Genomic DNA, 12,584 nt, shown 5'->3' on the forward strand with positions numbered 1-12,584 from the left:
CGGGGATCATCACTCTGTCTGGCTGCCACTCTGCACCACTTGCTGGGAGAGTGTGCCAAACAGGCTCCTGCCATTGCGATCCAGCATAGTGATGGCCACTCTATCACCAAATTTCATATAGGGGGTTATAGCTTGATCACAATCAAGAATTTCCAGCATGCGGCGCTCGGTGATGCAGGATGAACCGGCGCTGCGATCGTAATTTGAGACGGTGCCCGAGCCGATGATGCAACCGGCACCAAGGGGACGGGTCTTGGCCGCATGGGCAATCAGTTCAAAGAAGCTGAAGGTCATGTCCACCCCGGCTTCTGGCGCACCAAACAGGGCACCGTTGAGGTGAGTCAGAAGCGGCAGATGCACTTTGCCATCACGCCAGTCATCGCCGAGCTCGTCCGGAGTGATGGCCACCGGCGAGAAGGCGCTGGATGGTTTGGACTGGAAGAAGCCAAACCCCTTGGCCAGCTCGCCCGGAATGAGGTTGCGCAGGCTCACGTCATTGACCAGCATCAGCAATTTGACGTGGCTAACAGCCCCCTGCGAGCTCACCCCCATCGGCACATCGTCGGTGATGATGGCCACCTCCGACTCGAAATCGATCCCCCACTCCTCGGAACCCATGACAATCGGCCCACGGGGGGCGAGAAAACTGTCGGAGCCCCCCTGATACATCAACGGATCGTACCAGAAGCTTTCCGGCATCTCGGCGCCGCGCGCCTTGCGCACCAACTCCACATGGTTGACGTAGGCGCTGCCATCTGCCCACTGGTAGGCGCGCGGCAGCGGAGAGAGGCAAGACGCTTCGTCAAAGGGGAACACCTCGGCCGCACGGCCCTCGTTAAGCTGCTGATAAACAGCCTCCAGCTTGGGGGCAACCTCGGCCCACTCGTCGAGGGCGGCCTGCAAAGTCGGGGCAATCTCGCTCACCCGCACCGCCTGGGCCAGATCCCGGCTCACTACCACCAAAGCGCCATCGCGCTTGCCATTGTTCAATGTTGCCAATTTCATAAGCGATTCCTTATTTGCCGGCAGCCGCGTCCGGGCGCTGCCAGCTGGAGACATACCGGGTGTTCTCGATCCCTTCACACAGGCTACCGACGTTCAGCGCATCGCGGGTGTCGAGCATCACCGCCACCTCGTCGGTGAACTTCTTGGCATAGGCCTGCCCTGCTGCAAACGCCTTGGGATGGGGGCCGTGGGTGAAACCGGCAGGGTGGAAGGTGACCATGCCCCGCTCGATATTGTCCCGGCTAAAGAAGTCCCCAGCGTGGTAAAAGAGCACCTCGTCATAATCGTCATTGCTGTGGTAAAAGGGCACCTTGAGGGCGCCGGGATCGCTCTCGATGGGGCGCGGCACGAAGGTGCAAATCACGAAGCGGCTCGCCACAAAGGTCGAATGAGCCGACGGCGGCAGATGGTAGCGGTGGCTCATCAGCGGGCGGATATCCCGCCAGTTGAGGCGCACCACGCACAAATCCCCGTGCCACCCTTGCGCATCCAGCGGGTTGAACGGCCAGGTGATGACGCTAATCTCGTCGTGGCGCTTCACCTGCAGCGACCAGGGGTTCTCATCCTGCTGGGCCAAAAAGCGTTCGTTGATGGCGGGCACATCCAGCGCCGCCGGGTCGAAGATGGCGTGATTGCCCACCAGCCCCTTGTCCGGCAGCTGATAGCTGTCGTTGGTCGCCTCGATCATCAGGATGAACATGGGCGCCGTCGGCTCGATGCGCCACATGGTGCCACGGGGGATCACCACATAGTCGCCGTCCCGCAGAGTCAGATGGCCGTAATCGCAGAAGAACTCACCGCCCCCCTCGTGGATAAAGAGCAGCTCGTCGCCGTCGGCGTTGCGCACCAGAAACGGCATCGCCTCGGAGAGCCGCCAGATGCGATAGCGGCAGTGGGGATTGCTGAGAATGTCGGGGGCCACCCAGGGGGAGAGGGAACTCACCTCCTCTTGCAGGGCATTGAGGTCAAACAGCCGTGGCCGCAGCGGCCCCTCCCAACTGCTCCAGTCGGTGGGGGCATGCTTGTGGTGCATGTGGGTGGCGGGGCCGAAAAAGCCGCTGCGCCCCAGTTCGCGCTCATAGATGGCCTGTTCGGGCAGATCGGCATGGGCCTGTCGGGAGTGAGTCCCCTCCCGATGGGGGAAGTTAATCCAGTTACGCATCGCTCGCTCCCTCTTTGCGGGCACCCTTCTCATCCTCGCCGCCATCCAGCACGCCACGGCGGATCTGGTCCAGCTCGATCGATTCAAACAGCGCCTTGAAATTGCCCTCGCCAAACCCTTCGTTACCCTTGCGCTGGATGATCTCGAAGAAGACAGGGCCAATCACGGTATCGGTAAAGATCTGCAGCAGAATGCCATCCTTGGTGGGGGAGCCGTCGATGAGGATGCGCAGCTCTTTGAGGGCCGCCAGATCCTCCTGATGCCCCTCGACCCGGCTGTTCACCTGATCAAAGTAGGTATCGGGCGTCGGCATAAAGCCGGTACCGCGGCTGCGCAGGGTGCGGATGGTGTGGTAGATATCGCTGGAGGCCATGGCGATGTGCTGGATCCCCTCCCCCTTGTACTGGCGCAGGTACTCCTCAATCTGGGACTTGTCATCCGCCGACTCGTTGATGGGGATGCGGATCTTGCCGCAGGGGGCGGTCATGGCGCGTGAATGCAGCCCGGTCAGCTTGCCCTCGATATCGAAGTAGCGAATTTCACGGAAGTTGCCGATCCGCTCGTAGAAGTTGGACCAGACATCCATATTGCCGCGATGGACGTTATGGGTCAGGTGATCGATCTCGATGAGACCTGCATCCACCTCCGCCATCCGGGCCTGCCAGTCGGGGTAGAAGACAAAATCCACGTCATAGATGGAGCCCTTGTCGCCATAACGGTCGACAAAGGAGAGCGTGCTCTCGCCGATACCGTAGATGGCGGGAATATTGAGCTCCATGGGGCCAATCTTGCCGATAAAGGGCTTGGCCCCCTTGGCGATGGCATACTGCTGGGCCTTGCCCGCATCGCTCACCCGAAATGCCATGCCGCAAACGCTCGGCCCGTGCGCTCTGGCAAACTGCTCCGCCTGGGAGTGAGGCTCGGCATTGACCACAAAGTTGATATCCCCCTGCCGGTAGAGCCAGCACTGCTTGTGTTTGTGCTTGGCGACCTCGGCAAACCCGAGCGAAACGAACAGGCTCTTGAGGGCGGCAATCCCTGCAGGCCAGGGGGCTGTGTACTCGACAAACTCGAAGCCGTCCGTCCCTAACGGATTAGAGCTCAGCGGATTGATGGTATGGGTGGCGGAAGAGGTGGCATTCATCGGGCGCTCCTTGCTCTTGATTCGGTTAAAACGGATTGCGGCACCCAGCGGCGCGGCAAGTGTTAACAACTTGTTTCATTAGAAGCAGGGCGTAGCAGGAAGAGAAGAGGCGGGTTGCAGATAGTTTTTCGCAGCTGGCAGCAAAAAATGTAAATAGATTGTGACAATGAAGCCACAACCTTGCGGATCAAACGGTGACGACCCGCAGGACTGTCAGCTTTGGCTTACAGTTGCCAGTTTTTGACCAGCAGATGGGGCAAGCGGGCCCGGGCTTTTTGCAGTCGCGTGGGCGTTGGATTGATCAACCACGCCTCTTCCCCCAACCCCAGCAGCGGCAGATCGTGCAGGCTGTCGCTCAAGGTCAGCTCGGCATCGAGGGCGCAGATTTCGGGCAACAGCTTGTGCTGACCGTGGCAATAGAAGCGCGGCATCAGGCCGCCAAAACGGTAGTACATCTGCGAGCCAATGATCCGGTGGGGCAACTGGCCGGGCAGTTGCTGATAGAGCTGGGCTCGCACCAGCGCGCAGGGGCTGGCAGAGATCACCCAGCAGCGCGCCCCCTCGCTTTGCAGCAGCTCGCGAGCCTGACGATACAGCCCCGGCCTGGTGCTGCAATAGGCACGCACCAGCTTGCGCCAGCCGAGAGGAGAGAGCCCCAACGTGATGGCCCACCAGATAAGGGAGATACCGCTCCGCCGCGGGCTGGGAACCAGCTGACTTGGCAACAAATAGACCAAACCACCGAGCGCAATCACTGGCAACAGCAGCAGCGGCCAGATCCGGCGGCGCAGGATATAGCACAGCAGACCGGCGTGGCTGTCGCCGGGGGCCAGGGTGTCGTCAAAGTCGGCCAGGATCCAGCGCGGCGCACGTCCGTCAGGATCACGCTCTTTCGCTGAATGGATAATGGTGTCAGGCGCTGGGCGCATCAGCATCAGGGCGCAAGGGCTGCGATGGCTGCCGTGAGCTCGGGGGTGACAAATGCACTCCCCACATCGGGCGGACAGACAAAGTCGAACGGCTCGCCCGCCAGGGTAAAACTCAGTCGCCAGGCGTGCAGATAGCCGCGATCGGCTGGCGTACCGCCATAGCGCTCATCCCCGAGAATGGGGGCGCCGATGCTTTTGAGGGCAACCCGGATCTGGTGGGTTTTGCCGGTCTGGGGCTTGATGCGATAGAGCCGCAGCCCCTCGCGCACCGACACCGAATCAAACCAGCTGATGGCAGGATTATCCAGCGTGCGCACCAGCATCCAGCTGCCGCCACGCCCCTTTTGCATATCCCCCTTCACCCATCCCTGCTTCTTCTTCGGTTTACGATCGGAGAGCGCCAGATACTGCTTGCTCACCTCACGGGCCGCAAAAGCCATACTCAGCTCACGGTTCGCCTCTGTGGTGCGGGCCAGCAGCACCAGCCCGGAGGTCATCTTGTCGAGCCGGTGAACCGGATAGAGGGTCAGCCCGGTATCGGCCTTCACCCGATTGACCAGCCCCGGATTGACCGACTCCCCGTCGCCCTTCTCGTCGTGCATGCCGATGCCGGGCTGCTTGTCGATAACCAGGAAAGCGGGATGCTCAAACAATATCCGGTACATAAAACCTCGGGAACTGGGGAATAAGGCATGCAGCCAACAACTGGCGGCGCTCGGGAGTGCTGCATTCTCCCTGCTCATCCGCCATTTGGCAAACCGGGCGGGCAGAGGATGAAGATAAAAAATGGCCCCGCCTGCAACAGGCGGAGCCATTTTCGCTCATCTTGGCAGATCACACCTTACACATTGCGCGGGCGCAGATGGGCGTGCCAGCGCGCTTCCCACTTCTTGAACAGCCAAACGATGACAAAGGTGAGCAGCATATAGAGCAGCCCTGCGGTCAAAAAGGCCTCGAACGGACTGTAGTAGCGGGAGTTGATGATCCGCGCCGCGCCGGTCAGATCGACGATGGTGATGATGCCCGCCACTGCCGAGCCTTGCAGCATGAAGATCACCTCGTTGCTGTAAGCCGGCAGTGCCCGACGAAACGAGTTGGGCAAAATGATCCGGGTCAGGGTCTGCCAGCGGGTCATGCCAAAGGCGTTGGCAGCCTCAATCTGGCCGCGCGGCATATTGTGCACCGCCCCGCGCACGATCTCGGCGGTATAGGCGCCGGTGTTGAGGGTGAAAGCCAGCAGCGCACAGAACCAGGCTTCGGAGAAGAGCGACCAGGCGGCACTGTTCTTCAGCCACTCCCATTGGGCAGCGCCGTAGTAGATGATAAAGAGCTGCACCAGCAGCGGGGTGCCACGAAAGAAGTAGATATAGGCCCAGATCGGCCCCTTGATCAACCAGTTGCGGCTATTGCGCAGGATGCCCATGGGCACCGCCAGCATCAGACCGAGGATCAGAGAGAGGGCCACCAGCCAGACGGTGGTGTAGAGCCCCTCCCAGTAGGTGGGCCACTCTTTGAGAATGATGGAGAAATCCATGGCTTACCTCGTCTTTATCGCATAGTGACGCTCTGCCCACTTGAGCGCCGAGGTGGAGACGGCAGTGAAGATCAGGAAGATCAGCGCCACCGCCATGTAGAAGGTGAAAGGTTGCTGGGTCGATCCCGCCGCCAGCGAGGCTTTGCGCACCATGTCATCAAGGCCGATGATGGAGACCAGCGCCGTGGTTTTCAGTAGCACCAGCCAGTTATTGCCAAATCCCGGCAGGGCGTGGCGCATCATCTGGGGAAAGAGGATCCGTACAAAGAGTTGGCTCGAACGCATGCCAAAAGCGCGCGCAGCCTCCAGCTCCCCCTTATCCACCGCCAGAATGGCGCCGCGGAAGGTCTCGGTCATATAGGCGCCGAAAATAAAGCCGATGGTCGCCACACCGGCGGCAAACGGGCTGATATCTACATAATCCGGTAGCAGAGAGACCCAATCCTGATTGGGATTGCTCTCCAGTAACCAGCTGTTGTAAGTCTCGTTGACCCAGGTGCAGATGCCGTTGATCAGCACCTGACCGCCGAAGAAGAGCAGCATCATCAGCACCAGATCGGGGATGCCGCGGATCAGGGTGGTATAGCTGCTGGCGATGGCCCGGGCCCACTTGTAGGGAGAGAGTTTCGCCAGCGCCCCCAACATCCCCAGCAGCAACGCCAGCAGCAGGGAGGCGAGCGCCACTTCCAGGGTGACCCAGGCGCCTTGCAGCAGCGAGGCTTCGTATCCTTTCAAATCAAACATATGCAGCTCCATTGCAACTTATCGAGTGGGCTGATGCCTCTGAACAACAAGAGAACCCACATCCTTAATACGGTCAGATGCAGCTCCATTGCAATTAATAGGGCCCATCGCTCCACACGGAGAGAACGGGCCCGATGACGACTGACGAGGTGAGCAGGTCGGCCTGTTAGTCGCTATCTAGGTGGCGAATGACTCACCGTTACACGGCTCCAGTCTTTACTCGCCGTATACGTCGAACTCGAAGTACTTGTCGTTGATTTCCTTGTACTTGCCGTTGGCTCGCAGCGCCAGAATAGCGGCATTGAATTTCTCTTTCAGATCCTTGTCAGCCTTGCGCACCGCAATACCGGCACCCTCACCAAACCACTTGGGCTCGGTCAGTTTCGGGCCGACGAATTCGAAGGCATCGCCCCCCTCTTTCTTCAGCAGACCATCGGTGATAGCGGCAGAGTCGGCGAGCACATAGTCCACACGACCGGATTTCAGGTCGAGATAGGCCTCGTCAGCGGTGCCATAACGCTTGATAGTGGCATTGGGGAAGTTGTCAGTAATAAAGGTATCCATGGAGGTCGCACGCTGTACCGCAACGGATTTCCCTTCCATAAAGGCTTTGTCGAGCTTGACGTCAGTTCCTTTCTTGGCAACGAAGCTGGCCGGAATGTGCTGATACTTCTGGGTAAAGTCCACCTTCTTCTTGCGCTCTTCGGTAATGTCCATGGTGGCGATGATAGCGTCAAACTTGCGCGACAGCAGCGCCGGAATGATGCCGTCCCAATCCTGCTTGACCAGAGTGCATTTCACTTTCATCTCTTCGCACAGGGCGTTGGCGATGTCGATATCAAAGCCTTTCAGCTCGCCACTGGGCTCGGTCCAGGAGAAGGGAGGATAGGCACCCTCAACCCCGACCCGAACCTCTTTCCACTCCTTGGCCATCAGGCTACCGGACGCGAGGGCAGTGGCTACGGCTGTCACCAGCATCAGCTTGTTCATGTATCTCTCCTTGATAAAACAGTTGATTGAATAACCGATCATCCCGCCATCAATAGATGGAGGAGATGAATTGCTTGAACCGCTCAGATTTGGGATGGGCGAAAATCTCCTTGGGGTTGCCCTCCTCCTCCACCCGCCCCTGATGCAAAAACATCACCTTGTTCGATACATCCCGGGCAAACGACATCTCGTGGGTCACCACCAGCATGGTGCGTCCCTCTTCGGCCAACTCGCGCATCAGGCCGAGCACCTCCCCTACCAGCTCGGGGTCCAAAGCCGAAGTGGGTTCATCAAACAGCATCACTTCGGGATCCACCGCCAGCGCACGGGCAATGGCGGCCCGCTGCTGCTGACCACCGGATAGGTGCCCCGGGTAGTAGTCACGCCGTTCCCAGAGTCCAACCCGGTTGAGCAGTTGCTCCGCCTTGGCCAGAGCCTCTGCGCGAGGCACCTTGAGCACCTGGATCGGCACTTCGATAATATTCTGCATGATGGTCATGTGTGACCAGAGATTGAAGCTTTGAAACACCATGGCCAGCCGGCTGCGGATCCGCTCCACCTGACGCATATCCTCCGGCAGCCGCTCGCCAGAGCGACTGGTTTTCATCCGTATCAACTCACCATGGAGGGAGACTGTGCCAGATGAGGGGGTTTCGAGCAGATTGATACAGCGCAGAAAAGTCGACTTCCCCGAACCCGAGGAGCCGATAAGGGAGATGACATCCCCCTTGTGGGCAGTCATGTCGATGCCCTTGAGCACTTCGTGGGTGCCAAAATACTTGTGCAGATCACGTACTTCCAGTGCGGCAACGTCGCTCATCCATTACAACCTTGTCTGTCCCTAAACGCCGCAGGGGCGTGACTCAACCATCGCTCATTTAACAAAACATTAACCGATGGCAACCTTCAGCGAAAATATCACCCGGATAGTGAAAAAACAATACAGAACAAGGGTCTTCAATAGATTTGCTCTATTTTTATTCGCTTGCGGAGTATTTTTCAGCACTTTGTTTGCATAAACAGCCATTTCAATGGCTATTCCGATACCGCCTTTTTATACCCCAATCATATCAGTGGCAAGAGAAAAGCGTGATGTGTGCCAAACAGGCACCAAAATGGCTTTATGCATACCTTTGCTGAGCACAAGATCATCCATCAAAACGGATCTACTTGATTTTATTGGTTCAGTTGAGTTCGCAGAGATGCTTAACAAGCAGAGGGGTTGTGGCAAAAAAGTAACAATCCTCCCCCCAAAGGGCTGTTTTCGGCCATGAAAGCGAGAGATATGTGACACAGAGCCAATAAGTAATGATAAGGTTGTGTTTTTACCAGTTTTTGTGATCGAGGCCTCGATGCTGCTCAATGTGTTGCTAATCCTGTTGCCACTGGCAATCGGCTATCTGATTCCCCTCTCCTCTGCCCGGCTGATCAAGCTGGTCAACCAGAGTCTGGGCAAGATGGTCTACCTCATTCTGTTTTTGATGGGGCTCGGGCTTGCCTATGTGGAGAACCTTGGCAGCAATCTGGCGGTGATCTTCAAGGTCGCCGGGGTGATGCTGACCGCGATCACGGTCTGCAACCTGCTGGCCCTCTGGTGGCTCGACAAGCGCACACCGCCGACCCATGAGGCGAGTGATACCAGGATGCCGAGCAAGCTACACCTGCTGTGGGAATCGCTGCAGCTCTGCTTTGTGGTGCTAGGCGGTGTGCTGCTCGGGCTGCTGGTGGATCTGCGCACACTGCCCATCGACAAGTGGAGTGAGTGGGCCCTGATGCTGCTGCTGTTTCTCATCGGGGTGCAGATGCGCAACTCCGGCATGCGGCTGCGCCAGATCCTGCTCAACCCCTGGGGGATGAAGATCGCCGCCACCGTCATCCTCAGCAGCTGGCTGGGCAGCCTGCTGGCGGCCCAATTGCTGGGCATGCCCTTTGCCCATGGTCTGGCGATGAGCTCCAGCTTCGGCTGGTATTCGCTATCCGGCATTCTGGTGGCCGACAAACTGGGCCCGGTGCTTGGCTCGGCCGCCTTTATCAATGATCTGGGGCGCGAGCTTATCGCCATTCTGATCATTCCGGTCCTGATGCGCCGCCACCCCTCGGCGGCCATCGGTTACGGCGGCGCCACGGCGCTGGACTTCACCCTGCCGGTTATCCAGAAATCAGGGGGCATTCAAGTGGTGCCGGTGGCCATCGTCTCCGGCTTTATCCTGAGCCTGCTCGGCCCCATCCTGATCCTCGGGTTTCTGGCTATCTAGGCGGCCTCATTCAAACAAAAAGCCCGACACGGTTGTCGGGCTTTTTGCTTAGCAAATGGATGCGCGCAATAAATCACTGCAAGCTCAGCTACGCCACTGACCGCCGCTCATCACCCGCGCAATAGCCAGCGAAGATGACTTGATCAACAGCAAGTCGGCATCCTGACCGACCCCGATCCGCCCCTTGCTGCCGAGCCCCAGCGCCTGCGCCGGGTTGGCGCTCACGACCGCCAATGCCACCTCGAGCGGCACCCCGAGCTGGCAGGCACGAACGCACTCCTGCCACAGGCTGGCGATCTGGCCGCAGCGCATCTCGATAAGGCGTCCCTCGCCATCAAAGCGCGGCAGGCTGGTGTTGGCATCCGAGCTGAAGCTGATGCCATCGGCTGGTACGTTGGCGGCCAACAGCTCCACCAGCGCATCGGCCGCCAGCCGCTCGCCATCCTCTACCAGATCGGGAAAGCTGGCAGTGGTGAGAGCGACCCAACCTCCCGCCTTGCCCCATTCGATCGCCTCGGCGAAGAGCCAGGGGTTGCGATTGCAGTGGGTCGGATAGAGCTGGCGCAGCGGTATATCGGTCTTGTCACGCAGGGCCCGTAGTGGCGCCAGTGCGCCCTGACCATCGCCCAGATGAAAGAAGCTGACCCCGCTCTTGCCCGCGAGCAAGCCGGCCACCCGCGCCTCGCTCACCAGACGGGCCAGTTCATCGTGGGTCGGCGCACTGGATCTGTGGTCGCTGATGGCCACCTCCCCCACCCCCAGCACTTCGGGGATAAGGATGATGTCGGACTCCACCGTGCCGGTGATGCTCTTGACCGGCAGATGATAGGAACCTGTATACATGAAGGCGTTTACGCCGGCGGCGCGAAATTCACGCACCTTGCCGAGCACCTGAGCCGGCGAGCGGGTCAGGCTGTCGGTACCAAGCGCCGCCACCAGCGTGGTCACTCCGGCCTTGAGCGCCTCGCTCGCCGCCAGTTCAGGGGTGCGAAAGGCAAAGCCCCCTTCACCACCGCCTCCCGTGATATGGGCCAGCGGATCAACCATGCCGGGCACCAGATAGTGACCCCGTCCATCGACGTGCATCAGTGGCCAGTCGGCGGGCACACTCATCCCCTTGCCCATCCAGGCGATGCGGCCATCCGCCACCAGCAGATCCTGCTGGCCAAGGTAGGCGGGGCTGAAAATTTCGGCCCCCTTGATCAGGGTCAACATCATGGTTACTCCTCGCTCAATACCGTGACACGCCATCAGGCAGATGAACTATTTACCCACTATTGGCGCGCCGGTGAAAGCACTTCCTGAACAAGACTTTCATGAGAGATGGAAGATCCGCTACTCTCGGCGGCACTATCCGTTCGCAGGCCCTGCTTTCATCATGAATTTTCTGGCTCACCTTCATCTGGCTGCCCACACCCGAAGCTCCCTCACCGGCAATCTGCTCGGCGATTTCGTCAAAGGCACGCTGCCCACGGGGCTTGCCGCCCACTTCGATGAGGGGATCTGGCTGCACCGCAAAATTGATGCCTTCACCGACAGCCACCCCGAGCACAAGGCGGCCGTCGCCTGTTTCGAGGCCCCCTGGCGCCGCTTTGGCGGCATAGTGGTGGATATGATCTACGACCACTGGCTGAGCCAGCACTGGGAGCTGTTCAGTACCGAGCCCCTGCCCCGCTTCCTGCAACGCAGTTATGAGCAGCTATTGGCGGATCACCCACGCCTGCCGGATGGACTGCCACTCCCCCTCAAGCGGATGGCCGAGCAGAACTGGATCGCCTCCTACCGCCACAGGGAGGGGCTGGGGCAAGCGCTGAATGGCATAGGTCGCCGACTGCGCCGCCCGGTACAACTGGGAGAGGCGCTGCTGACCCTCGATGAGTCGCAGTGGCAAACATGCGAGGCGTGGTTTCTGCGCTTCTATCCCGCGCTGATGGACTTTAGTCAACAGCAGCTGGCCCAATATCGGGCAGCCCAAGGGCACAGTGATCCCTCTGGATAGAGCTGCTTCCCCATAAAAAACGCCCCTTGCGGGGCGTTTGTCATCAGTTGGCTTCGTCTTTCTTCTTGCGAATGCTTAAGCCCAGTTCCCGACCACGCAGTCGGGCGTAATAGATGGTGCCGACAAAGGCGAGAGTGGTGAAGACCAGCTCCACCACCGCCAGCCACCGCTCCCCCTCATCCGTGGTGATCAGGGTGAGGGCGTGCAGGAAATAGGGCATCAACACGAAGTTGCCCCAGGCGTGGGTGTAGGGGTTGCCCTGCACGATTCCCTTGAGGGGGAAGAGCAGCGGCACAGTCCAGAGCACCGGTAGCAGCCAGGGATTGAGATCGGGATGGGGCGAGAGCCACAGATGCCAAAGGATGACCCAGCCCAGCAGGCCGAAGAAGCCGACCAGAGTCAGCCAACGTGCGAAGCGGGTGCTCACTTGAGGATCTCCAGCACCTGCTCCGGCGGGCGACCAATGCGGGCCTGACCATTCTTGATGACGATGGGACGCTCGATCAGCTTGGGATGCTGGTGCATGGCACGAATAAGGGCATCACCGCTGACATCGGCCAATCCCAGCTCCTTGTAGAGATCCTCCTTGGTGCGCATCAGCTGGCGGGGATCGTTAAAGCCGAGCAGAGAGAGCAGGTTGCGGATCTCCTCTTCGCTCGGGGCCTGCTCCAGATAGAGCACCACATCAGGGGCGATCCCGTGCTGTTCCAGCAGAGCCAGGGTTTCGCGACTCTTGGAGCAGCGCGGATTGTGGTAGATTTGGGTCTCGCTCATGGTAACTCCCTGATTAATCGCAAGATGGGACTAGAAACGGCGCTATTG

General features: G+C 59.4%; 14 protein-coding genes. 2 read left to right on the forward strand and 12 right to left on the reverse strand.

Translation table 11 applies throughout. The features are described from left to right. Positions 1-9: 9 nt before the first annotated feature. From ACRAUW_RS03195 to ACRAUW_RS03235, 9 genes are all read right to left on the reverse strand, one after another. Positions 10-1,005 (reverse strand): fumarylacetoacetate hydrolase family protein, encoded by a 996-nt coding sequence (locus ACRAUW_RS03195; RefSeq protein ID WP_431361128.1) that lies wholly within the window; start codon positions 1,003-1,005, stop codon positions 10-12. A gap of 10 nt (positions 1,006-1,015) precedes the next feature. Then, entirely contained in the window at positions 1,016-2,167 is a 1,152-nt protein-coding gene (locus ACRAUW_RS03200) for a homogentisate 1,2-dioxygenase (RefSeq protein WP_431361129.1), read from the reverse strand. Further along, positions 2,160-3,311, reverse strand: coding sequence for a 4-hydroxyphenylpyruvate dioxygenase (hppD, locus tag ACRAUW_RS03205; RefSeq protein ID WP_431361149.1), 1,152 nt, complete (start codon positions 3,309-3,311; stop codon positions 2,160-2,162). The genes ACRAUW_RS03200 and hppD overlap by 8 nt, the downstream gene beginning before the upstream one ends. 224 nt (positions 3,312-3,535) lie before the next feature. After that, the gene (locus ACRAUW_RS03210; RefSeq protein ID WP_431361130.1) at positions 3,536-4,246 is read right to left on the reverse strand and encodes an HAD family hydrolase; all 711 of its coding nucleotides are present in this window, start codon (positions 4,244-4,246) and stop codon (positions 3,536-3,538) included. Continuing rightward, a complete protein-coding gene (locus ACRAUW_RS03215) occupies positions 4,246-4,905 on the reverse strand; it encodes a TIGR01621 family pseudouridine synthase (protein ID WP_431361131.1) in 660 nt (219 codons plus the stop codon). The genes ACRAUW_RS03210 and ACRAUW_RS03215 overlap by 1 nt, the downstream gene beginning before the upstream one ends. A gap of 176 nt (positions 4,906-5,081) precedes the next feature. Continuing rightward, complete coding sequence (locus ACRAUW_RS03220; RefSeq protein WP_431361132.1) at positions 5,082-5,774, reverse strand: ABC transporter permease; 693 nt, start codon at positions 5,772-5,774, stop codon at positions 5,082-5,084. 3 nt (positions 5,775-5,777) lie between these two features. After that, on the reverse strand, positions 5,778-6,518 hold the full coding sequence (locus tag ACRAUW_RS03225) for an ABC transporter permease (RefSeq protein ID WP_431361133.1): 741 nt from the start codon (positions 6,516-6,518) through the stop codon (positions 5,778-5,780). Between the two features lie 216 nt (positions 6,519-6,734). Beyond that, positions 6,735-7,508, reverse strand: a complete 774-nt coding sequence (locus ACRAUW_RS03230; protein ID WP_431361134.1) for an ABC transporter substrate-binding protein — start codon at positions 7,506-7,508, stop codon at positions 6,735-6,737. Positions 7,509-7,557: 49 nt separating this feature from the next. Further along, positions 7,558-8,328 (reverse strand): ABC transporter ATP-binding protein, encoded by a 771-nt coding sequence (locus ACRAUW_RS03235; RefSeq protein ID WP_431361135.1) that lies wholly within the window; start codon positions 8,326-8,328, stop codon positions 7,558-7,560. Between the two features lie 532 nt (positions 8,329-8,860). On the opposite strand from ACRAUW_RS03235, the gene ACRAUW_RS03240 reads away from it, so the two are divergent. After that, positions 8,861-9,763: a lysine exporter LysO family protein gene (locus ACRAUW_RS03240; RefSeq protein ID WP_431361150.1), complete on the forward strand. Its 903-nt coding sequence runs from the start codon at positions 8,861-8,863 to the stop codon at positions 9,761-9,763. Positions 9,764-9,847: 84 nt separating this feature from the next. On the opposite strand, the gene iadA is transcribed toward ACRAUW_RS03240, so the two are convergent. Next, entirely contained in the window at positions 9,848-10,978 is a 1,131-nt protein-coding gene (gene iadA / locus ACRAUW_RS03245) for a beta-aspartyl-peptidase (RefSeq protein WP_431361151.1), read from the reverse strand. A 163-nt stretch (positions 10,979-11,141) separates the two neighbouring features. Between iadA and ACRAUW_RS03250 the strand changes: the two genes are divergently transcribed. After that, complete coding sequence (locus ACRAUW_RS03250) at positions 11,142-11,762, forward strand: ACP phosphodiesterase (protein WP_431361136.1); 621 nt, start codon at positions 11,142-11,144, stop codon at positions 11,760-11,762. Positions 11,763-11,805: 43 nt separating this feature from the next. Here the strand turns inward: ACRAUW_RS03250 and ACRAUW_RS03255 are convergent, their stop codons facing one another. Together ACRAUW_RS03255 and arsC are read right to left on the reverse strand one after the other, a co-directional pair. Continuing rightward, on the reverse strand, positions 11,806-12,189 hold the full coding sequence (locus ACRAUW_RS03255) for a DUF2069 domain-containing protein (RefSeq protein ID WP_431361137.1): 384 nt from the start codon (positions 12,187-12,189) through the stop codon (positions 11,806-11,808). Further along, entirely contained in the window at positions 12,186-12,536 is a 351-nt protein-coding gene (gene arsC / locus ACRAUW_RS03260) for an arsenate reductase (glutaredoxin) (protein WP_416244368.1), read from the reverse strand. The genes ACRAUW_RS03255 and arsC overlap by 4 nt, the downstream gene beginning before the upstream one ends. Positions 12,537-12,584: the final 48 nt, after the last annotated feature.

The sequence above is a fragment of the Aeromonas sp. genome (assembly GCF_050633025.1).
Classification (GTDB): Bacteria; Pseudomonadota; Gammaproteobacteria; order Enterobacterales; family Aeromonadaceae; genus Aeromonas.

Excerpts from the sequence above, each read along its gene's own strand:
- ACRAUW_RS03195 (WP_431361128.1), bottom strand. The coding sequence starts at position 1,005 with ATGAAATTGGCAACATTGAACAATGGCAAGCGCGATGGCGCTTTGGTG.
- ACRAUW_RS03225 (WP_431361133.1), bottom strand. The coding sequence starts at position 6,518 with ATGTTTGATTTGAAAGGATACGAAGCCTCGCTGCTGCAAGGCGCCTGG.
- hppD (WP_431361149.1), bottom strand. The coding sequence starts at position 3,311 with ATGAATGCCACCTCTTCCGCCACCCATACCATCAATCCGCTGAGCTCT.
- ACRAUW_RS03210 (WP_431361130.1), bottom strand. The coding sequence starts at position 4,246 with ATGCTGATGCGCCCAGCGCCTGACACCATTATCCATTCAGCGAAAGAG.
- ACRAUW_RS03230 (WP_431361134.1), bottom strand. The coding sequence starts at position 7,508 with ATGAACAAGCTGATGCTGGTGACAGCCGTAGCCACTGCCCTCGCGTCC.
- ACRAUW_RS03200 (WP_431361129.1), bottom strand. The coding sequence starts at position 2,167 with ATGCGTAACTGGATTAACTTCCCCCATCGGGAGGGGACTCACTCCCGA.
- ACRAUW_RS03215 (WP_431361131.1), bottom strand. The coding sequence starts at position 4,905 with ATGTACCGGATATTGTTTGAGCATCCCGCTTTCCTGGTTATCGACAAG.
- iadA (WP_431361151.1), bottom strand. The coding sequence starts at position 10,978 with ATGTTGACCCTGATCAAGGGGGCCGAAATTTTCAGCCCCGCCTACCTT.
- ACRAUW_RS03250 (WP_431361136.1), top strand. The coding sequence starts at position 11,142 with ATGAATTTTCTGGCTCACCTTCATCTGGCTGCCCACACCCGAAGCTCC.
- ACRAUW_RS03220 (WP_431361132.1), bottom strand. The coding sequence starts at position 5,774 with ATGGATTTCTCCATCATTCTCAAAGAGTGGCCCACCTACTGGGAGGGG.
- ACRAUW_RS03235 (WP_431361135.1), bottom strand. The coding sequence starts at position 8,328 with ATGAGCGACGTTGCCGCACTGGAAGTACGTGATCTGCACAAGTATTTT.
- ACRAUW_RS03240 (WP_431361150.1), top strand. The coding sequence starts at position 8,861 with ATGCTGCTCAATGTGTTGCTAATCCTGTTGCCACTGGCAATCGGCTAT.
- arsC (WP_416244368.1), bottom strand. The coding sequence starts at position 12,536 with ATGAGCGAGACCCAAATCTACCACAATCCGCGCTGCTCCAAGAGTCGC.